Genomic DNA, 19573 nt, shown 5'->3' on the forward strand with positions numbered 1-19573 from the left:
ATCGCCGCTGGGGGTATGGACATGCGACAGCATGAGCAGCACACGCAGAGCGGACCTCATGAGCGCCATGAGCGCCATGAGCGCCATGAGCGCAATGAGCGCAATGAGCGCAATGAGCGCAATGGGCACGATGGGCACGATGGGCACCGCGTGGGCGCGACCAGCTGGCCGATGGCCGCCCAGGCCACCCTGCACTGCCTCACCGGCTGCGCCATCGGCGAGGTCGCGGGCATGGCCATCGGCACGGCCCTGGCCTGGCACAACGTCCCGACCATGGTCCTCGCGATCGTGCTCGCCTTCGTCTTCGGCTACTCCCTGACGATGCGGGGCGTGCTGCGGGCGGGGCTGGGGCTGCGCAGCGCGCTGCGGGTGGCGCTGGCGGCCGACACCGTATCGATCACGATCATGGAGCTGGCCGACAACGCGACGATCGCCGTCTTCCCTGGCGCGATGGACGCGACGCTGTCGGACGCCCTCTTCTGGCTCAGCCTGGCCCTGTCGTTCGTGGTGGCGTTCCTGGTCACCACGCCGGTCAACAGGTGGATGATCGGGCGGGGCAAGGGGCATGCGGTGGTCCACCAGTACCACTGACTGGGCCCTGCAACCGGGGCCCCGCCCCAGACCCCGGGAACCGGGGGCGAGGCCCCTGCCGTACGGCGGAGCCCCTAGAACTCCGGGCCGTCGCCCGGCTCCTCCTGGTAGGAGTAGCGCTGCTCCGCCCAGGGGTCGCCGATGTTGTGATAGCCGCGCTCCTCCCAGAATCCGCGGCGGTCGGCGGTCATGTACTCCACCCCGCGCACCCATTTCGGGCCCTTCCAGGCGTACAGATGGGGCACCACCAGTCGCGCCGGAAAGCCATGCTCCGCGGTGAGCAGCTCGCCGTCCTTGTGGGTGGCGAAAATCGTGGACTTCGCCATGAAGTCCGCCAGCCGCAGATTCGAGCTGAACCCGTATTCGGCCCACACCATCACATGGGTGACGTCGGGCGCGGGCGGTGCGAGCTTCGCGATCTCCAGTGCGGAAACCCCGCCCCATTCGGCGTCGAGCATGCTGAATTTGGTGACGCAGTGCAGATCGGCGACGACCGTCGAGTACGGGAGGGCCGAGAACTCCTCATGCGTCCAGCAGTGTTTTTCGCCATCGGCCGTGGCGCCGAAGACCCGGAACTCCCAGCGGTCCGGCCTGAACTTGGGAACCGGCCCATAGTGCGTAACCGGCCAACCGCGCTGCAGTCGCTGCCCAGGGGGCAGCTTCGCGAGCTCCCCCTCGCGGCTTTCCGACTGACCCATGGGCTCCATGGTCTCAGACCGCCAGGGGTGGTCGTGACCAGGGCATCAAGGACAGGCACAACTCGTACTAAGCGTGCACTTACTGGACGCCCCAACAGGCGCGGTGCAACGATGCGCGGAACCTGCCGTTCCCGATCGGATTGGAAGGAGCCCCTCCGATGCAGGGTGACCCCGAGGTCCTTGAGTTCCTCAACGAACAGCTGACCGGCGAGCTGACCGCCATCAATCAGTACTTTCTGCACTCAAAGATGCAGGACCACTTTGGCTGGACTCGGCTTGCCAAATACACCCGGTCGGAGTCTTTCGACGAGATGAAGCATGCGGAGATCATCACCGACCGCATCCTTCTTCTGGACGGGCTGCCCAATTACCAGCGGCTGTTCCATGTCCGGGTGGGCCAGACGCTGACCGAGATGTTCCAGGCCGACCGGCAGGTGGAGATCGAGGCGATCGACCGCCTCAAGCGGGGCATCGAGCTGATGCGCTCCAAGTCGGACATCACCTCGGCGAATCTCTTCGAGTACATCCTCGCCGATGAGGAACTCCACATCGACTATCTCGACACCCAGCTGGAGCTGATCGAGAAACTCGGTGAGCCCCTGTACATCGCCCAGCAGATCGAGCAGCCCAGCGATAGCGGCGACAACTACTCCGGGAGCGGCAAGGGCCACTGAGCCCGCGGCGGCGGAACGCTCGGCGGCGACCGGACCGGTCCGCCGGTCAGGCCGCCTCGGCCGCCGCCGTCACGGATGCCGCCGTCACAGCCGTGGCCGTCGCAGCCGTGGTCGTGGCCGTCGTCAGGACGACCGGGTCCGGCGCCTCGCGCCGGGGGCACCCGCCGCGGCCCAGCAGCGCCTGGATCTTCCGCACACACGATCCGCAGTCCGTGCCCGCCTTACAGGCACCGGCGATCTGGCGCGGAGTGCACGCGCCCGTATCCGCGTGCTCACGCACCTGCTGCTCGGTGATCCCGAAGCATGAGCAGACGTACACGGGCTCTCCAGCGGGGCGTCGACGATGGCGTTGATCAGTGAGGTAACCCTTACCTTACCTGTCGCGCCGGACCCCCACAACGCACGGCGGGCGCGGATCCATGTGATCCGCGCCCCACCCGCGTCCATGCGGTCTCTACCGAAACAAGATCTCTACTGGTCCCGGTACATCTCCGCCACCAGGAACGCCAGGTCCAGCGACTGGCTGCGGTTGAGCCGCGGGTCGCACGCCGTCTCATAGCGCTGGTGCAGATCGTCGACGAAGATCTCGTCGCCACCGCCCACGCACTCCGTGACATCGTCGCCGGTCAGCTCCACATGGATGCCGCCCGGATGGGTGCCCAGCTCCTTGTGGACCTCGAAGAAGCCCTTGACCTCGTCCAGCACATCGTCGAAGCGGCGGGTCTTGTGCCCGGACGCCGCCTCGAAGGTGTTGCCGTGCATCGGGTCGCAGACCCAGACGACCTCCGCACCGGAGGCGGTCACCTTCTCCACCAGGTTGGGCAGCTTGTCGCGGATCTTGTCCGCGCCCATCCGGGTAATGAAGGTCAGCCGTCCCGGCTCGCGGTCCGGGTCGATCCGCTCGATCAGCGACAGCGCCTCTTCCGGCGTGGTCGTCGGGCCCAGCTTCACGCCCACCGGGTTGCGGACCTTGGAGGCGAACTCGATATGCGCCCCGTCCAGCTGCCGGGTGCGCTCGCCGATCCAGACCATGTGCCCGGAGACGTCGTACAGCTCACCGGTGCGGGAGTCGGTGCGGGTCATCGCGGTCTCGTAGTCGAGGATCAGCGCCTCGTGCGAGGAGAAGAACTCGACGGTCTTGAACTCCTCGGGGTCCACCCCGCAGGCGTTCATGAAGGACAGCGCCCGGTCGATCTCGCGCGCCAGCGCCTCGTAGCGCTGGCCCGAGGGCGAGGACTTCACGAAGTCCTGGTTCCAGGCGTGCACCTGCCGCAGGTCCGCGTAGCCGCCGGTGGTGAAGGCGCGCACCAGGTTCAGCGTGGAGGCCGACGCCTGGTACATCCGCTTCAGCCGCTGCGGGTCCGGGATCCGCGCCTCGGGGGTGAACTCGAACCCGTTGACGGAGTCGCCGCGGTAGGTGGGCAGGGTCACACCGTCCCGGGTCTCGGTCGGCTTGGAGCGCGGCTTGCTGTACTGCCCGGCGATCCGGCCCACCTTCACCACCGGGACCGACCCGGCGTAGGTCAGCACGGCGCCCATCTGGAGGAGGGTCTTGAGCTTGTTCCGGATCTGGTCGGCGCCCACGCCGTCGAACGCTTCGGCGCAGTCTCCGCCCTGCAGCAGAAACGCCTCGCCCCGCGCCACGGCCCCCAGGCGGTGCCGCAGCGCGTCGCACTCGCCCGCGAAGACGATCGGCGGATAGGACTCGAGCTCAGCGATCACATCGCGCAGAGCCGCTCGGTCCGGCCAGTCGGGCTGCTGCGCCGCGGGAAGAGACTGCCAGGTGTGGCCACCGGCGTGGGTTTCAGCGTTCACGGTCACCCGCACAAGGTTACGGGGTCTTCATGGCCGTCCAGCCCGCTGCCCAAGGGATGAGACACCTTTCCGTCACGCCGTGGACCGCCCGTCCCGTCCGGGATCATCGGCACGCACTCCACCCGACCCGGCGGCCGCCCCTGGGGTACAGTCCGTTCCATGTTCGCGCGACTGACCATGACCTGGTGGTGGACCGCTCATCCGGCGGCCCACTGATATCGCGCACTCTCAAGAGATCTCGCGAAGGCCGCCCGAGGGGCGGCCTTCGGTGTTTCCGCGGGTCGTTCCTTATTCCGGAAGGAATCATCCGCCATGCAGAACCCTGATGCTCAGGCCGTCGTCGCACGACTGCTCTCCGACGACGCGCCGCCCTTCGCCCTGCTGCACCGCCACACCCCCGGCCGCGCGCCCGACACCGTCGAGGTGCTGCTCGGCCCGGTCGGCGAGGTGGAGCGGCTGACCGACATCCCGCTGCCGACCGGGGCTCCACGGGGCGGCGCCCCGGTGGCGGACGCCCTCGCGCTGGTGCCGTTCCGGCAGATCCGCGAGCGCGGGTTCGAGGTGCGCGACGACGGGACGCCGCTGGCCGTGCTGCGCCCGGAGGAGAGCTACGAGCTGCCGCTCGCCGAGGCGCTTGAGGCGCTGCCCGCCCACCCGGTGCGGGTCGAGGACGGGGCGTTCGACGTGACCGACGACGCGTACGCGGAGATCGTGAGCCGGGTCATTGAGGACGAGATCGGCACCGGCGAGGGCGCCAACTTCGTCATCCGGAGGACGTTCCGGGGCGAGATCCCGGGGTTCGGGAGTACCGACGCGCTCGCGCTCTTCCGGCGGCTGCTGGCCGGTGAGCGGGGCGCCTACTGGACGTATGTGGTGCGGCTGGCGGACGGGCGGACGCTGGTGGGGGCCAGCCCCGAGGTCCATGTGCGGATGTCGGGGAGAACGGTCGTGATGAACCCGATCAGCGGGACGTACCGCTATCCCGAGGGCGGGCCGGGCGCCGACGGCCTGCTGGAGTTCCTGCACGACCGCAAGGAGGTGGAGGAGCTGTCCATGGTCGTGGACGAGGAGCTGAAGATGATGTGCACCGTCGGCGACATGGGCGGCACGGTGATCGGGCCCCGGCTCAAGGAGATGGCGCATCTCGCGCACACCGAGTACGAGCTGCGCGGCCGCTCCTCGCTAGACGTCCGGGAGGTGCTGCGCGAGACGATGTTCGCCGCGACCGTCACCGGCTCCCCGGTGCAGAACGCGTGCCGGGTGATCGAGCGCTACGAGCCCGGTGGCCGCGGCTACTACGCGGGGGCGCTCGCACTGATCGGACGGGACGGCGGCGGCGCCCAGACCCTGGACTCGCCGATCCTGATCCGCACCGCCGACATCGACCCCGGCGGATCGCTGAAGGTGGCGGTCGGCGCCACGCTGGTCCGCCACTCGGACCCGCGCGGCGAAGTGGCCGAGACCCATGCGAAGGCGGCCGGGGTGCTGACCGCGCTGGGCGTACGGCCCGCGCCCGTACGGCCGGAGGGGGCGGGGCCACGGCCGGGGCTCGCGGACGATCCGCGGGTACGGGCGGCGCTGGACGCGCGGCGGGCGGACCTGGCGCCGTTCTGGCTGCGGATGCAGCATCCCGAGCGCCCCGAGGAGCCCCAGCCCGGAGGGCTGTCCGGACACGCCCTGGTGATCGACGCCGAGGACACGTTCACCGCGATGCTCGCGCATCTGCTGCGCACCTCGGGGCTGACCGTGACCGTGCGGCGGTACGACGAGCCGGGGGTCCGGGAGGCGGCGCTGGCGCATCAGGGACCCGTGGTGCTCGGGCCCGGCCCCGGCGACCCGGGTGACACGGCCGACCCGAAGATGCGGTTCCTGCGGGCGCTGGCCGCCGAGCTGCTGGCCGGGCACCGGCACGGGCTGCTGGGGGTGTGCCTGGGGAACGAGCTGATCGCGGCCGAGCTGGGGCTGGAGATCGTACGCAAGGACGTGCCGTTCCAGGGCGCCCAGGAGCGGATCGACTTCTTCGGGCGCGAGGAGACCGTCGGCTTCTACAACACCTTCACGGCACGCTGCGAGGAGGCGGCGGAAGCGGAGCTGGCGATGCACCGCGTGGAGCTGAGCCGGGACGCGGTGAGCGGGGATGTGCACGCGCTGCGCGGGCCGGGGTTCGCGGGGGTGCAGTTCCATCCGGAGTCGGTGCTGTCACTGAATGGCGCGGCGCTCGTGGCGGAACTGCTGGCGGCCGTGCTGGTCTGAATTCAAATCATTCCGTGGAGATCGCGTCGCCATAGCGCCCTCCAGAGAAGTGACGGTCCCTTAGATAAATAACCCTATGGCAACTGACGAATGACTGCTATTCTCATCGCACGTTGCCGGAACACGGTGCCCATTGCCAACGTTCCGACGGCGCATCAGTTGTCGAGAGGAAGGAACGGGGAACATGAGCCTGAAGATCGACATTCGTCCGCTGGACAAGAAGGAAACCACTCAGAAGTGCGGCGGAGCCTAATCGCGAGGTTGGCCCGCGCAGTAGCTGATGCTGGTTGAGGTGTGTACCCTCCGGGAAATCGGAGGGTACACACCTCGCACACGTGAGAGGCGGATGGTGTGGACTCATATGCTCGTGGCGCTGCGGCGTTTCGCCCCCGGATCAAGCCCGAGCACCGGGCGTACCGCACGACCGAGGGGCATGTACGCATCGGTAGCGTGGTCTATGGCATCGGCGCCGAGGTCAAGGACCCGGACGGCTGGGTGTGGGCGCTGGTGGAAGCGCTCGACGGGTCGCTGACGGTCGATGAGGTGGTCGGGAAGACCGGCGCCCGATTTCCCGAACTGCCCGGTGATGCCATACGGCAGGCGATAACGGACCTCCAGGCGGCCGGATTTATCGACGATGCCCGCGCCGACGTCCCGGAGGGATTCTCGGAACAGGAGCGGATCCGGTACAGCAGGGGCGTCCCACTGATGCGCTGGATGGATCTTTCACCCCGCACCAATGCCTGGGAAATACAGCAGGAGCTGCGTGCCGCGAAGGTCCTCCTGGTGGGCGTCGGAGGCACGGGCGGGTATGCGGCGCACGGCCTTGTCGCATCGGGGGTCGGGCACCTCCACTGTGTGGACTCGGATGTCGTTGAGCTTTCCAACCTGAATCGTCAGCCACTTTTCCGCGAAGGCGATATCGGCAAGGGTAAGGTTGACGCCGCGGTGGCCGCGCTGCGTGAAGTGAACTCCCATGTCCGGGTCACCGGCGCCCGGTGCGAGATATCCGGACCGGACGATCTGGCGGAATTGCTCGCCATGGGCACTCCGGGCGAGGGCGCGGGGTTCGATCTGCTGGTGCTGGCGGCTGACCGGCCTCCCGTCATCCGCGGTTGGGCGAATCGCGTATGCCTCGATCGCCGGCTTCCGTGGGTGGCCGCCGGATATGAGGGACCGCAGGTCCTGGTCGGCGTGCACGTGCCGTACCGGGGCGCCTGCTGGGAGTGTCTGCAGCTGGCGGAGCGCGACCGTGTGGACCTGCGGGTGGCTCCCGGGCAGGGCGACGATGTGGCCTCGGCGCGGATGCCGTGGAATCCGGTCACCGCGGTCACCGCCGGCCTCTCCGGCGGTCTCCTGACGCATGCGGCGCTGTCCCTCCTCACCGGGGTGCCCGCCCTGGAGCCTGGCCTGCGCTTCGGCATGAATCTCATGGCCCTGGAAGAGACCATCACCCTGCGCTCCCCCCGTCGCGACGACTGCCCGGCCTGCGGAACGGACAGTGCCCGGCGGGACCGTGTGGCCGCTCATGACCGCGTCGGCTGACCCCGTGCCCGTCCCCGGGCCCACCGCGGACACGACCGTACTGCTGCACGAGCTGGTGGTCCGGACCGAGGGCGAGGAATCGATCGTCGGCCGCAGGGAGGCGAGAACGTTCGTGGCCCTGCCTCCGGTGGGGGTCCGGGCGCTGGAACTGCTCGGCCAGGGACGCACCGCGGGAGAGACCGGGGACGTACTCCGCGCCGAGACCGGCGAGGACGTCGATGTCGTCGACTTCATCGACGGTCTGAAGGCCCTGGAGTTCGTACGGGAGCAGGACGGCCGTACGGTGGCCACCTCGACTCCCCTCCCCGCGTCCCTCCGCTGGCTGCGTCCCCGGCATGTGCGGTTCACCCTGAGCCCGCTTTTGCCGCCGTTGATCGGAGCGTTCATCGCCGCGGCCGCCGTCGTGGTGGTGCTCACCCCGGACATCTCGCTCAGCTATCGCGCCCTGCTGTGGAGCGAGCACGGAAGCGTGAACCTCGCCTTCATGGCACTGGTCGAACTGATCCTCCTGGCGCTCCACGAGGGGGCGCACCTGGTGACGGCCAGGGCCGCGGGGGTCCCTGGGCGGTTCTCGCTGGGCACGAGGCTCCAGTTCCTCGTCGCCCAGACGGACATCAGCGGTATCGAACTCGCTCCCCGCCGCCATCGGATCACCGCCTATCTGTCCGGCATCGCGGTCGACCTGCTGTGCTCGGCGACCGCCGCGCTGGCCCTGCTCTTCGTGGACGGGGGGACGAGGCTCCATCACCTGCTGAACGCGGTCGTCGTGCTGGCGCTCCTCCCCCTGTCGTTCCAGGCGATGATCTTCATGCGGACCGATGTGTACTTCGTCCTCCAGGACCTCACCGGCTGCCGCGACCTCTTCAGTGACAGCGCCGCCTACGCCAAGTACCGACTGCGGCGCGGCCTGGCGGCGCTCACCCTCCGCACGGTCACGGTGGGGGACCCCAGCGCGGATCTGCCGCCCGCGGAGCGGCGCACCGTCCGGATCTACAGCACGGTGCAGGTCATCGGGACCGTGGTCTGCCTCGCGGTGCTCGCCGTGATCACGCTGCCCGCGAACGTCGCGGTCGTCGCTGACGCCGTCACCCATCTCGGCCCCCAGCACTCGCCGGCCCGCAACGGCGACTCCGCCGTGGTGCTGCTCCTCCTGGGCACCACGTCCGTGCTCTGGCTCATCGCCCGCCGGAACGCCCGCCGGAAGCGCAGGGCATCCGTCCGCTAGCCCGGATCTCCCGGCTAGCCCGGACCGGGCTAGCCGGTCAGCCCGGTTCAAAGCCGGTCAGCCGACGAGTGCCGCCTCGCTCTCCGGGTCCTCGACCAGGCGGATCTGTGTCGCGGCCAGCCGCGACGCGCTGATCTCGGAGAACTGCACCGTTCCCTCGGATACGACGAGATAGGTGGGCCACACCTCCGCGCCGATGTCCTCGGCAAGCGTGGACGAGGGGTCCGCCTGCGTGATCCTGGCCAGCTCGCCCAGCTCGGTCCGGTAGAGCTCGGCACCCTCCGGCTCGCCGGACACCATGATGATGACCCGGTCGGGAGAAACGCCCAGTGATGTGACCCACTTCTTGAATGTGGGCAGCTGCTGCTTGCACCCGGGGCATCCGGCGGAAAGGAAGGTGAGCAGCCAGAGGCCCGTCGTGTCCGCCGCGGGGAACCGGAACGTCTCGCCCTTGTGGTCGGTGAGGATTCCGGCATCGGGCACGCGAACTCCGGGGCGAATCGGCTGGGGGCGGTCCTGACTCTTCGTGACCCCCTCCTCGATCAGCGGGTCCAGGATTTTCTTCACGCGCAACGCGACGGCGAGTGAGAGCGCGAGGCTGAGCGCCGCGAAGAGCGCCGCCAAGAATGCGAGTACGGTTGTCATCCCGTGACCTTCTTTACAGGGGACAGAAAAGGGAACGCGGGGGCCCTGCCCGGCCAGGAGGGGCCGGCCGGGCAGGGCAGCAGAGCAGGGCGTGACTACGCCCGTGGCGCGGCGACATCAAGGCGCCGCGCACGACCACCCGAAGAGGACTTCGGGCGGGTCCGGTAAGTCAGGCGCACTTGCTGGTGCAGTCGGGCTTGTGGCAGCAGCGGGTGATGCAGTACTCGCTGTCCGCCCCGCAGCTGGGAAGTCCCATGCCACACTTCGCGCACCAGCAGTCCGGGGCGCAGCCCGCGGCCGCCTCGGTGTGCGGAAGCACCAGTTCGGCAATGCGCGAGCCCAGGTTCCTGAATCCCGTCAACATCGATTTCTCCTTATTTAACGGCGGAGGCGGAGTTTCCGCTCTCCTTGGGAGCCGTCGGCCAGAATCTTGCAGACATTCGCGCCGGCTGTCCATAGGGTGAGGCAATTTGAATTTCCATGCAGAGAAATTCATAACGATGCCCACAAGGGCATGCCAAAGCCCGGTGGCACTCCGGGCCGGATGGTGTTCGCAATTACTCGGCCGTGGCTGGCGTCCTTGAATTGAGGCGCCTGCGCACGACTCCGACGACTTCATCGGCGGAAAAAGTGCCGAGCTGCCGCGAGTCGAGACTCACGGGAAGGTTGTCGCCGAGCAGGTAGTATTCGCCCGAGCGCACCTCGCCCCTGATGTGAGTCGCCGTTTCCCCGTTCCAGGAACCCGGTGGCGCCACGCGTTTGATCAGGAAATCGGGATTCCCGTCACCAGTTGATTCGTCTAAACCGTCGAATCCCGTCCTCGGGAACTCCTTCCGCGAGGTGGACGCGACCACCACCTGCCCGATGCGCGGCACCGCTCCCCTCCGCACCAGCAGGCGGTCGCCGTCCGCCAGTCCCGGCGCCATGCTCCTTCCTCGCACGGTCACGACCAGGTAGCGCCTCCGCAGACAGAGGACCGACAGCGGAATGAGCAGGAGACCCAGGAGAAGAAACTTCACAGCGCCTCCTGGGGCACCGCCGAAGGGACCCTCTCTTCCGGTTCCCCCGCCGCGTCCTGGTACCCGGACGCCTGGATGGTGAAGAGGCGTGCGTACTCGCCGCCCGCGGCCATGAGTGCGGCGTGGCTGCCGTTCTCCAGGATGCGCCCCTCCGACAGCACCGCGATGTGGTCGGCGCTGCGCACGGCGGCCAGGCGGTGCGAGATGAGCACGCTCGTGCTGTCCCGCCGATGGCGTCGCAGAGCGTTGTGTATCTCGTACTCGGCTTCGGCGTCCAGGCCGGCGGACGGTTCGTCCAGGATCATCAGATCGCTCTGGCTCCGCATAAAGCCGCGGGCCAGCGCCACCCGCTGCCACTGGCCTCCGGACAGCTGGACGCCCTGCTCGGCGTCGTCAAGGCTGCCCGAGAAGAAGGTGCGGGTCAGCATCGTGTCGTAGCCGTCCGGGAGTTTCGTGATGGCATCGTGCATCCCGGAGAGCCGCGCGGCGGCACGGATGCGCTCGCCGTCGTCGAACGATCCCATCTCGCCCATCCCGATGTTCTCATGGGCCGTCATCTCATAGCTCATGAAGTCCTGGAATATCGCGCTGATGCGAGCCCTCAGTTCCCGCGGGTCCGCCGTGCGGATGTCGACCCCGTCCCACAGGACCGCGCCCTTGGTGGGATCGTAAAGCCGGCAGAGCAGCTTGACGAGGGTCGACTTCCCGGCGCCGTTGAGCCCGACCAGCGCCAGGCTCTGGCCGCGCGGGATGAACAGATTCACCCCCTTCAGCACCCACGCCTGGTCGTCCGCGTAGCGGAACCACACATCGCGCAGTTCAATCCCCTGCCGCAGCGTGTGAATGCGCTCGGGGGTCTCACTGACCGGAAGATCGGGTCCAGCCCCGATGATCGCTTGGTAGTGCCCGAACAGCAGCAGCGAATGGTGGACACGCGCCACTTCGGTGGAGAGCTGGGCCAGAGCGGCCTGCACTCCCGCGGTGGCCGCGATGAACAGGGCGATATCGCCCACGGAGATCTCACCGGAGCGGCTGGCGTAGGCGACCCAGAGGATGCCGCACCCCGAGGCGAGCGCGGCGAGCACGCTGAGCAGCGTCTGTACCCTCATCTCCCTGCGCTCGACCGCCTTGGTGGCTTCATTGGCGAAACGCCGCTCGGAGAGCATCCGGCCCTGGAGGAAGTCGCCGATCCCGAAGAGCCGGACTTCCTTCGCCGCTTCCACCTGTGAGAGCAGTTCACCGTAGAAGAACTCACGCCGCTCCGCAGGGGTGATGGTGCGGATCATGCGCGCCCTGCGGCGTGAAATGCTGATCTCCGAGATCAGGATGATCACGCCGAAGACGACCATGAACGCGGCCATCAGCGGGCTGATCACGAAGAGCGAGGACAAGAACCCGATCACCACGGTGCCAGAACGCATCGAGTTCAGGGACGCCTCCACCAGGAACCCGGGAGCGGGGCCACCCGAGCGCTGTGCGAGGCGGAGCCGGTCCAGAAAGTCGGGGTCCTCGAATCGGCCGATCCCGACGAAGGTGTTGAGCGTGCCGAACAGCCGCGCCTGAGAATGGATGCCGATCCTTCTCTTTATCTCTTCCCTGAGGTAGGTGGAGATGTGCTGGGCGGCGCCCACGGCTATGCCCGCGACGGCCAGCGCCGCGGCCACCGCGACGATGTCCGCGATATCGGCCTTCTGTGTCAGACGGTCCAGCATGACTTTCGTGAGCCATGCCGTGAGGACCGGGAGCACCCCCGTGACCAGCGCCTGTGCCGCATAGGCGATCAGCGGCCACTTGGCGGACGTGAAGGCGAGGGAGCAGGCGGCAGCGAACCGCGACAGATTCTGCCGCACCGTCTCGCGGTCGTACCGCTTTCTTCCTCTCATGCGGTTCCGCCCGCGAGAGCGGGTGTGCTCTCCGGCTCCTGGAACAGAGCGCCGTCGATTCGGGCCAGCCGGGAAGAACTCAGCGCGGAGTACTGGACCTTGCCCTCCGAGATGACCAGGTAGGCCGGCCACACATCCACGCCCATGTTCTCGACGAAGGGGGACGAAGTGTCCAGGTGGGTCACCCTGCTCAGTTCGCCGAGTTCGGTCTTGTACTGCTCGACACCGTCGGATTCGTCGCCTGTCACCACGGTGATGACCCGGTCGGGAGAGATTCCGAGCGAGTCGACCCACTTCTTGTACCGGGGGAGCTGGACCTTGCACCCGGGGCATTCGGAAGAGAGAAAGGCGAGGAGCCATCGGCCGGAGGCGTCCGCCGCGGGCAGTTCGAACGCCGCGCCGTTGTGGTCGATGAGTTCCCCGGCCTCGGGCACGGTCATACCCGTGGGGACCGCTGAAATGTGTTCCTGTCCGGTCACGGAGCGCATCCCCGTCACGGGGTCGAGCACCTTCTTCACGCGCAGCGCGACAAAGAGCGCGAGCACAAGGCTGAGTGCGGAGAGAAACACTGCCGAAGAAGCGAGTACGGTCGTCATCTCGTGTCTTCCTACGTGGGTTTACTTGGGCCGGAGAGCCGGCGCGGCGGACGGGCGGAAGAAGGCGGCCAGCTCGTCCAGGTAGAGCAGACCGGCCCCGACCGGAACGGCGGGTCCCGCCGCCACGGCGTACTGGACCGGGCTCACCCCGCCCTCGCTCATCGCCCCGAAGCCACCTGCGAGGCAGAGCAGCAGGAAAACCGCGTTGCGGTACAGATGAACCTTGGAGGCCGGCTGTGCGGCCCTCCCGACACAACCGCAGGACGCACCGCTTCCCGACCGGATGATCACGGCCAGATAGACCGTGAACGAGAGGAAGAGGACAAAGGCGAGCGCGAATCCCGCAAGGGGGTAAGGCGACAACACCATTGCCAGCGCGGCGACTTCGGCGCCGGGTATGGCATAGCCGGTCGTTTTGATCAGATATCCGGGGAGCGGAAGGGTTTCGCGCAACTGCTCCCGGAAGAGCTCGGGGCCCTTCAGCTTGTGCACTGCGGATATCGCGAAGGTTACGGCGATCGCGACAGCACAGAAGGCTGTGACAACACCCATGACTGAGGCCTTACCTGAGATGGTTCCGGGCAGGGGTGAGAACGGCCCGACGACGCGGCGGGCAGTGGATCAGGATTCGGGGTGTCGCGTCAGCCGTTGCCCGCAAACACGGACTTGGCCGCGAAAACCGCCTGGATGAGACCCAGGCCAGGATCGGTACCCCGTGTAATCAGATACCCGATTTCAGTAACCATCAACTTCTCCCCGTTTACACAGCGGAGCGACTTGGTAGCGGTCCGCTGCTTTTGTGCGTTCACGGTTTTGAGTGGTCTTTCCAAAACCGTTCCGCGGGACTCTGACAGAGCACTCACTCCGTTGTCCAGGGGTTAACCTAAAGCAGTCCCATTTGCCCTCCCGTCGCCGTTTGGGAGGATTTAGCCGTGATGTCGCGATGGGCCGGACGCGACATCCGCACCCGGCCCATCGCCGTACTGCACCCAGACGGCCTCAGCCGAAGAAGACCTCGGCCTCGGCGTAGAGCGAGGGATCGACCGTCTTGAGCCGTGCGGTCGCCTCGGCAAGCGGTACCCGGACGATGTCGGTGCCGCGCAGCGCGACCATCTTTCCGAAGTCCTCGTCCCGGACCGCGTCGATGGCGTGCAGCCCGAAGCGGGTGGCCAGCCAGCGGTCGAAGGCGCTGGGCGTGCCCCCGCGCTGGACATGGCCGAGGACGGTGGTGCGGGCCTCCTTGCCGGTGCGCTTCTCGATCTCCTTGGCCAGCCACTCGCCGACCCCGGAGAGCCGGACATGGCCGAAGGAGTCCAGCGTGTCGTCCTTGAGGACCGCGTCGCCGTCCCTGGGCATCGCCCCCTCGGCGATGACCACGATCGGGGCGTAGCGGATCTTGAAGCGGGATTCGACCCAGCCGCAGACCTGGTCCACGTCGAAGCGCTGTTCCGGCAGGAGGATGACATTGGCGCCGCCGGCCAGCCCCGAGTGCAGGGCGATCCATCCGGCGTGCCGGCCCATCACCTCGACGACGAGCACGCGCATATGCGATTCGGCGGTGGTGTGGAGCCGGTCGATGGCCTCGGTGGCGATGTTGACGGCGGTGTCGAAGCCGAAGGTGTAGTCGGTGGCTGACAGGTCGTTGTCGATGGTCTTGGGGACGCCGACACAGTGGAGGCCGTAGTCGCCGGAGAGCCGCGCGGCGACGCCGAGGGTGTCCTCGCCGCCGATCGCGATCAGCGCGTCGACCTCCTGTTTGACCAGGGTCTCCTTGACCCGGCGGATGCCGTCCTCGCTCTTGAGGGGGTTGGTGCGGGAGGAGCCGAGGATGGTGCCGCCGCGTGGCAGGATGCCGCGCACCGCGCGGATGTCGAGGGGAACGGTGTCGTTCTCGAGAGGGCCGCGCCAGCCGTCCCGGAAGCCGATGAAGTCATAGCCGTATTCCTGTACGCCCTTGCGCACGACGGCGCGGATGACCGCGTTGAGTCCGGGGCAGTCACCGCCGCCGGTCAGCACTCCGACCCGCATCGTTTCTTCCCTTCTCCCGTGGAATCCCGTGATTGGGCCCGGTACGGAGAGCCACGCTAACGGTGATCCAGGTCACACGGGATGGGGCGTCGGACGATTCCCGTGTGAACGAAGGGAGTTGGTTTTGAACTTCACCCGTACGAGGGAGGTGACGCGATGTCACCGCCCCCGGCCGGACGGTGTCAGCCGTCGTCCAGGCCTCGCTCGATGGCGTAGCGGACCAGCTCCACGCGATTGTGCAGCTGGAGCTTGCCGAGGGTGTTCTGGACGTGGTTCTGCACCGTGCGGTGCGAGATGACCAGCCGTTCGGCGATCTGCTTGTACGAGAGCCCCTTGGCCACCAGCCGCAGCACCTCCGTCTCACGCTCGGTGAGCTGCGGGACGGCGGGCTGGTCGGCGGCGGCGGGGGCGGGCTCGCCCGCGAGCCGCCGGTACTCACCGAGCACCAGGCCCGCGAGGCCGGGGGTGAACACCGGGTCGCCGGCCGCCGTACGGCGCACCGCGTCCAGCAGTTCCACGGTGCTGGCCGACTTCAGCAGATAGCCGGTGGCCCCGGACTTGACCGCCTCCAGGACGTCCGCGTGCTCACCGCTCGCGGAGAGCACCAGCACCCGCAGCTCGGGGCGGTCGGCAAGGACCTCCTTGCACACCTCGACCCCCGGCAGCCCGGGCAGGTTGAGGTCGAGCACCAGGACGTCGGGCCCGGTGGCCTTGGCCCGGCGGACCGCCTGTGGTCCGTCCCCGGCCGTGGCCACCACGTCCAGCCCGGCCTCTGACAGGTCCCGGGCCACCGCGTCGCGCCACATCGGATGGTCGTCGACCACCATCACCGTCACCGGGCGGCCGTCGTGCTGAGCGGTCATCGCGCCGCTTCCCCCTTCCGTATCGCCTTCTTCGCCGACGCCTTCGGAACCGTCAACTCCACTTCGGTGCCCTGCCCCGGCGCCGAGATCCACTCGGCGGTGCCCCCGAGGTCGCGCAGCCGTCCCCGGATCGACAGGGCCACCCCCAGGCGGCCCTCCGCCTCCGCGTCCGCCAGCCGCCCCTCGGGGATGCCGGGGCCGTCGTCCCGTACGGTCACCATCACCGCGTCCGGCTCGTCCTCCAGCAGGATCCAGGCGTGGGCGTCCTCCCCGGCGTGGACCCGTACGTTGTCCAGGGCGGCGCCGACCGCGGCGGCCAACTCCGCGGCCACGCCCGCCGGGAGGAGCACCGGGGCGCCCGGCTCGGAGAAGGTGACCCGGGAGCCCGCGTGCGGGGCCAGCAGGGCCCGCAGATCGCAGGGGCCGCCGTCGGAGCGCTCCCCGGGCGCACAGGGCGGGACCGGTGGGCCGTCAGCGCCCGCCAGAGCGTCCGGGAGGGCGTCCGGGCCGACGGTGGTCTCCGTCCCGTCCCCCGTGCGCGGCCGGGACACCAGACCGGTGGAGACCAGGGTGCGCAGCGCGATCTCCTGCTCCCCCGCCATCCGGCCGAGTTCGGCCGCCTCGCCGCCGATCGCGGCACCGCGCCGCTGCACCATGGCGAGCACCTGGAGGACGCTGTCGTGGATGTCGCGGGCCAGCCGCTCCCGCTCCCGGGTGGCCGCCTCGATGCGCAGCGCGCGGGCGAGGGTGCGCTCACTGGCGCGGGCCACCTCGATCACATAGCCGATGCCCACGCTCGCCACCCACACCAGCGCCAGCATGTGGATGGTGTCCTGGGCGAACGCGCCGCGCTCGATCACATTGGCGGCGCAGACCACGGTGGCGGCCGAGGCGCCCCAGCGCCAGCCGCCCTTGATGGCGAAGCCGAGGACCGCGCCCATCGTCCATATGGAGGGCAGCGTGGGCGTGCCCTCGGCGATCCGGTCGTGGCTGTCCACGAGCGGGGTGAGCAGAATGCCGGTCACCGCGATGCCGAGGTCGCCGACGAGGAACCGCCGGGTGCAGTGCTCGGCCGAGGCGACCATCCGGAAGGTGAGCGCCGTCCACAGCGTCAGCACCGCCATATAGACGACGGCGCCGACCGGATGATCGTAGTCGTCGAAGGAGAGGACGCACAGGCCGAGCGCGTAGAGCAGGGTGAGCACCCGGTAGGCGGTCAGCGCCTGCCACAGCGGCTGCTCGACGGACATCCGCACCACGCGCTCGCCCCCGGTGCGCTCCCGTCCGGGCCGCTCCCTGGACCGCTCGGTCAACGTCCCCCACCCCCGGTGCCGGCGCGGCTAGGCGCCGGACTTGTGTTTGTCCTTACCCTTCGCGGCCTTCTCCTTCGCGGCCCTGTCCTTCTCGGCCTTCTCCCTTTCGGCCTTCTCCTTCTCCGCCTGCTTCTTCTCGGCCTGCTTACGGGCCGCCTCCGCGTCCGCGATCTGCCGCTTGGCGGCGGTGGCGTAGACGTCCACGTACTCCTGGCCGGAGAGCTTCATGATCTCGTACATGACCTCGTCGGTCACCGAGCGCAGGATGAAGCGGTCGCCGTCCATGCCGTGGTAGCGGCTGAAGTCCAGCGGCTTGCCGATCCGGATGCCGGGCCGCATCAGCTTCGGCATGACCTTGCCGGGGGGCTGGATCTTCTCGGTGTCGATCATCGCCACGGGGATCACCGGGGCGCCGGTCGCCAGCGCGACCCGTGCCAGACCACCCGGCTTGCCCCGGTACAGCCGCCCGTCGGGCGAACGGGTGCCCTCGGGGTAGATGCCGAAGAGCTCACCGCGCCTGACCACCTCGATGCCCGCCTTGATGGCGGCCTCTCCGGCGCCGCGCGAACCCGAGCGGTCCACCGGCAGCTGCCCGACGCCCTTGAAGAAGGCCGCCGTGAGCCGCCCCTTGACCCCGGGGGTGGTGAAGTACTCCTGCTTGGCGATGAAGGTGACCTTGCGGTCGAGCACCGCTGGCAGGAAGAAGGAGTCGGAGAAGGAGAGGTGGTTGCTCGCGAGGATGGCCGGACCCTCGGCGGGAATGTGCTCCAACCCCTCCACCCAGGGCCGGAAGGTGAGCTTCAAGGCGCCACCCACCGACAGCTTCATTGCGCTGTAGAACAACCGGGACCTCCTGTATCCGACGAGGAGACCTTAACCTGCCTACCCCGTATGCGGCGCGCCGCGTACGCTGAGGACGTCGAGCCCACTTCCCCAGCGAACGGAGATCCGTGGTGCCGCTCCTGCCCGGAGCCGAGCCGTTCCGCCACGACGGCGGAGAGATCGGCGTCCTCGTCTGTCACGGATTCACCGGCTCCCCGCAGTCCGTGCGGCCGTGGGCCGACCATCTCGCGGCCCGTGGTCTGACCGTCTCACTGCCGCTGCTTCCCGGCCATGGCACCCGCTGGCAGGATCTCGCCGTCACCGGCTGGCAGGACTGGTACGCGGAGGTGGACCGCGAGCTGGCCAGGCTCTCCCGGGCCTGCGTGCGGGTCTTCGTCTGCGGTCTGTCCATGGGCGGGGCGCTCGCGCTGCGGCTGGCCGCCCAGCACGGCGCGGCGATCAGCGGGGTGGCCGTCGTGAATCCGGCCAACCGCATCCACGATCCGCTGGCCGTGGCCCTTCCGGTGCTGCGTCATCTGGTGCCGTCGGTGAAGGGCATCGTGAGCGACATCGCCAAGCCGGGGGCGCGGGAGTCGGGTTACGAGCGGATGCCGCTGCACGCCGTGCACTCGATGCGCCGCTTCTACCGGGTGGTGGACGCCGAACTGCCGCAGGTGACCCAGCCGCTGCTGGTGATGCACAGCCCCCGGGACCATGTGGTGCCGCCGGCCGACTCCGAGCGCGTCCTGAGCCAGGTGTCCTCGCGGGACGTCACCGAGCGGCTGCTGGAGCGCAGCTACCACGTGGCGACGCTGGACCACGACGCCGAGTTCATCTTCGAGGAGACGGACACGTTCATCACCCGGCTGACGGCGGGTATGGGTGAGGACACCGCCCGGACCGGCCCCGGGAAGGGCAGCGGAAAGGAGGGGGCGGCGGCCAGTGGCTGAGCGTGACTCGAATGAGAACGAGGCGGATGCGCGGCGGGACGACGACGCCGCCTTCGCCGCGATCGTCGCCGCGTACGGGGAGGAGCCGTCGGACCCGCCGGGCGCCGAGCGATGGCCGGCCGCCGAGAACCTCGACGGGGAGCGGGATGGCCGGTCCCCGGAGACGGATGACGACACCGACACCCACGCCGAGACCGAGACCGAGGCCGATGGGTCCGGTGACGGGGAGGCGGCCACGGGCGGGCTGACCAAGCCCGACAAGGCCGAGCGGCCGGGCGGCTTCATCGTCTACGCCCCGGGGGTCGGCCCCCGGGACTGGGAGCCCGACGAGCCGTCCGACGACGACTTCGACGAGACCGACGAGGGCCATTTCGTCCCGCCCGAGCCACCGCCGCTGCCCGAGTCCGACACCACGTCCCGGTTCGCCTGGCTCGGTGTGCTGGGCGGGCCGCTGCTGCTGCTCGGAGTGGTGCTGTTCCAGGTGGAGATGGTCTGGTGGATCGCCACGCTGGGCGTCGGCGGCTTCCTCGGCGGCTTCGTCACCTTGGTACTGCGGATGAAGGACGACGACGAGGACGAGGACGACGACCCGGGGCGCGGCGCCGTCGTCTGAGCCCGGCACTCCGGAGCCGGGCCCGCCCCGGCTCCGCCCC

At 68.8% G+C, this 19573-nt stretch carries 21 protein-coding genes; 8 read left to right on the forward strand and 13 right to left on the reverse strand.

The genetic code is table 11. From position 1 onward, the window contains the following. Positions 1-15: 15 nt before the first annotated feature. Complete coding sequence (locus tag VT50_RS17055) at positions 16-591, forward strand: DUF4396 domain-containing protein (RefSeq protein ID WP_046086123.1); 576 nt, start codon at positions 16-18, stop codon at positions 589-591. A 74-nt stretch (positions 592-665) separates the two neighbouring features. Here the strand turns inward: VT50_RS17055 and VT50_RS17060 are convergent, their stop codons facing one another. Then, on the reverse strand, positions 666-1289 hold the full coding sequence (locus tag VT50_RS17060; RefSeq protein WP_046086122.1) for a sulfite oxidase-like oxidoreductase: 624 nt from the start codon (positions 1287-1289) through the stop codon (positions 666-668). A gap of 158 nt (positions 1290-1447) precedes the next feature. On the opposite strand from VT50_RS17060, the gene bfr reads away from it, so the two are divergent. After that, complete coding sequence (bfr, locus tag VT50_RS17065; protein ID WP_046086121.1) at positions 1448-1963, forward strand: bacterioferritin; 516 nt, start codon at positions 1448-1450, stop codon at positions 1961-1963. Between the two features lie 46 nt (positions 1964-2009). Here the strand turns inward: bfr and VT50_RS17070 are convergent, their stop codons facing one another. Together VT50_RS17070 and VT50_RS17075 are read right to left on the reverse strand one after the other, a co-directional pair. Continuing rightward, a complete protein-coding gene (locus tag VT50_RS17070) occupies positions 2010-2282 on the reverse strand; it encodes a (2Fe-2S)-binding protein (RefSeq protein ID WP_046086120.1) in 273 nt (90 codons plus the stop codon). A 152-nt stretch (positions 2283-2434) separates the two neighbouring features. After that, entirely contained in the window at positions 2435-3784 is a 1350-nt protein-coding gene (locus tag VT50_RS17075; RefSeq protein WP_046086147.1) for a class II 3-deoxy-7-phosphoheptulonate synthase, read from the reverse strand. A 153-nt stretch (positions 3785-3937) separates the two neighbouring features. Between VT50_RS17075 and VT50_RS41375 the strand changes: the two genes are divergently transcribed. From VT50_RS41375 to VT50_RS17090, 4 genes are all read left to right on the forward strand, one after another. Further along, positions 3938-3994 (forward strand): trp operon leader peptide, encoded by a 57-nt coding sequence (locus VT50_RS41375; RefSeq protein WP_106516695.1) that lies wholly within the window; start codon positions 3938-3940, stop codon positions 3992-3994. 96 nt (positions 3995-4090) lie between these two features. Then, positions 4091-6031: an anthranilate synthase family protein gene (locus VT50_RS17080; RefSeq protein WP_046086119.1), complete on the forward strand. Its 1941-nt coding sequence runs from the start codon at positions 4091-4093 to the stop codon at positions 6029-6031. 450 nt (positions 6032-6481) lie between these two features. Continuing rightward, positions 6482-7576 carry a HesA/MoeB/ThiF family protein gene (locus VT50_RS17085; RefSeq protein WP_338058327.1) on the forward strand — a complete coding sequence of 365 codons (1095 nt, stop codon included), beginning with the start codon at positions 6482-6484 and terminating at the stop codon, positions 7574-7576. Beyond that, positions 7560-8801 carry a hypothetical protein gene (locus VT50_RS17090; RefSeq protein WP_046086145.1) on the forward strand — a complete coding sequence of 414 codons (1242 nt, stop codon included), beginning with the start codon at positions 7560-7562 and terminating at the stop codon, positions 8799-8801. Before VT50_RS17085 ends, VT50_RS17090 begins: the two co-directional genes overlap by 17 nt. Before the next feature lie 57 nt (positions 8802-8858). On the opposite strand, the gene VT50_RS17095 is transcribed toward VT50_RS17090, so the two are convergent. The 10 genes from VT50_RS17095 to VT50_RS17140 form a co-directional block, all read right to left on the reverse strand. Further along, positions 8859-9446, reverse strand: coding sequence for a peroxiredoxin family protein (locus VT50_RS17095; RefSeq protein ID WP_046086117.1), 588 nt, complete (start codon positions 9444-9446; stop codon positions 8859-8861). Between the two features lie 169 nt (positions 9447-9615). Then, complete coding sequence (locus tag VT50_RS17100; RefSeq protein ID WP_046086116.1) at positions 9616-9810, reverse strand: hypothetical protein; 195 nt, start codon at positions 9808-9810, stop codon at positions 9616-9618. A 193-nt stretch (positions 9811-10003) separates the two neighbouring features. Further along, positions 10004-10465, reverse strand: coding sequence for a S26 family signal peptidase (locus VT50_RS17105; RefSeq protein WP_046086115.1), 462 nt, complete (start codon positions 10463-10465; stop codon positions 10004-10006). Next, the gene (locus tag VT50_RS17110) at positions 10462-12348 is read right to left on the reverse strand and encodes an ABC transporter ATP-binding protein (RefSeq protein WP_046086114.1); all 1887 of its coding nucleotides are present in this window, start codon (positions 12346-12348) and stop codon (positions 10462-10464) included. The genes VT50_RS17105 and VT50_RS17110 overlap by 4 nt, the downstream gene beginning before the upstream one ends. Beyond that, positions 12345-12944 (reverse strand): TlpA family protein disulfide reductase, encoded by a 600-nt coding sequence (locus tag VT50_RS17115; protein WP_143645232.1) that lies wholly within the window; start codon positions 12942-12944, stop codon positions 12345-12347. The genes VT50_RS17110 and VT50_RS17115 overlap by 4 nt, the downstream gene beginning before the upstream one ends. Before the next feature lie 21 nt (positions 12945-12965). Continuing rightward, positions 12966-13496, reverse strand: coding sequence for a MauE/DoxX family redox-associated membrane protein (locus VT50_RS17120; RefSeq protein ID WP_046086112.1), 531 nt, complete (start codon positions 13494-13496; stop codon positions 12966-12968). Between the two features lie 447 nt (positions 13497-13943). Further along, entirely contained in the window at positions 13944-14972 is a 1029-nt protein-coding gene (locus VT50_RS17125; protein ID WP_046086111.1) for a 6-phosphofructokinase, read from the reverse strand. Between the two features lie 182 nt (positions 14973-15154). After that, entirely contained in the window at positions 15155-15835 is a 681-nt protein-coding gene (locus VT50_RS17130) for a response regulator (protein ID WP_046086110.1), read from the reverse strand. After that, positions 15832-17085, reverse strand: coding sequence for a MacS family sensor histidine kinase (gene macS, locus VT50_RS17135; RefSeq protein ID WP_046086144.1), 1254 nt, complete (start codon positions 17083-17085; stop codon positions 15832-15834). The genes VT50_RS17130 and macS overlap by 4 nt, the downstream gene beginning before the upstream one ends. Before the next feature lie 90 nt (positions 17086-17175). Next, on the reverse strand, positions 17176-17976 hold the full coding sequence (locus VT50_RS17140) for a lysophospholipid acyltransferase family protein (protein WP_046086109.1): 801 nt from the start codon (positions 17974-17976) through the stop codon (positions 17176-17178). Positions 17977-18101: 125 nt separating this feature from the next. Between VT50_RS17140 and VT50_RS17145 the strand changes: the two genes are divergently transcribed. Both VT50_RS17145 and VT50_RS17150 read left to right on the forward strand, forming a co-directional pair. Continuing rightward, complete coding sequence (locus VT50_RS17145) at positions 18102-18920, forward strand: alpha/beta hydrolase (RefSeq protein WP_046086143.1); 819 nt, start codon at positions 18102-18104, stop codon at positions 18918-18920. Continuing rightward, positions 18913-19533: a hypothetical protein gene (locus VT50_RS17150; RefSeq protein WP_046086108.1), complete on the forward strand. Its 621-nt coding sequence runs from the start codon at positions 18913-18915 to the stop codon at positions 19531-19533. Before VT50_RS17145 ends, VT50_RS17150 begins: the two co-directional genes overlap by 8 nt. The last annotated feature ends 40 nt before the right edge of the window (positions 19534-19573 follow it).

This window comes from Streptomyces antioxidans (assembly GCF_000968685.2).
GTDB lineage: Bacteria > Actinomycetota > Actinomycetes > Streptomycetales > Streptomycetaceae > Streptomyces > Streptomyces antioxidans.

Excerpts from the sequence above, each read along its gene's own strand:
- VT50_RS17110 (WP_046086114.1), bottom strand. The coding sequence starts at position 12,348 with ATGAGAGGAAGAAAGCGGTACGACCGCGAGACGGTGCGGCAGAATCTG.
- VT50_RS17060 (WP_046086122.1), bottom strand. The coding sequence starts at position 1,289 with ATGGGTCAGTCGGAAAGCCGCGAGGGGGAGCTCGCGAAGCTGCCCCCT.
- VT50_RS17130 (WP_046086110.1), bottom strand. The coding sequence starts at position 15,835 with ATGACCGCTCAGCACGACGGCCGCCCGGTGACGGTGATGGTGGTCGAC.
- VT50_RS17115 (WP_143645232.1), bottom strand. The coding sequence starts at position 12,944 with ATGACGACCGTACTCGCTTCTTCGGCAGTGTTTCTCTCCGCACTCAGC.
- bfr (WP_046086121.1), top strand. The coding sequence starts at position 1,448 with ATGCAGGGTGACCCCGAGGTCCTTGAGTTCCTCAACGAACAGCTGACC.
- VT50_RS17140 (WP_046086109.1), bottom strand. The coding sequence starts at position 17,976 with ATGAAGCTGTCGGTGGGTGGCGCCTTGAAGCTCACCTTCCGGCCCTGG.
- VT50_RS17120 (WP_046086112.1), bottom strand. The coding sequence starts at position 13,496 with ATGGGTGTTGTCACAGCCTTCTGTGCTGTCGCGATCGCCGTAACCTTC.
- VT50_RS17125 (WP_046086111.1), bottom strand. The coding sequence starts at position 14,972 with ATGCGGGTCGGAGTGCTGACCGGCGGCGGTGACTGCCCCGGACTCAAC.
- VT50_RS17090 (WP_046086145.1), top strand. The coding sequence starts at position 7,560 with ATGACCGCGTCGGCTGACCCCGTGCCCGTCCCCGGGCCCACCGCGGAC.
- VT50_RS17080 (WP_046086119.1), top strand. The coding sequence starts at position 4,091 with ATGCAGAACCCTGATGCTCAGGCCGTCGTCGCACGACTGCTCTCCGAC.
- VT50_RS17100 (WP_046086116.1), bottom strand. The coding sequence starts at position 9,810 with ATGTTGACGGGATTCAGGAACCTGGGCTCGCGCATTGCCGAACTGGTG.
- macS (WP_046086144.1), bottom strand. The coding sequence starts at position 17,085 with ATGTCCGTCGAGCAGCCGCTGTGGCAGGCGCTGACCGCCTACCGGGTG.
- VT50_RS17055 (WP_046086123.1), top strand. The coding sequence starts at position 16 with ATGGACATGCGACAGCATGAGCAGCACACGCAGAGCGGACCTCATGAG.
- VT50_RS17095 (WP_046086117.1), bottom strand. The coding sequence starts at position 9,446 with ATGACAACCGTACTCGCATTCTTGGCGGCGCTCTTCGCGGCGCTCAGC.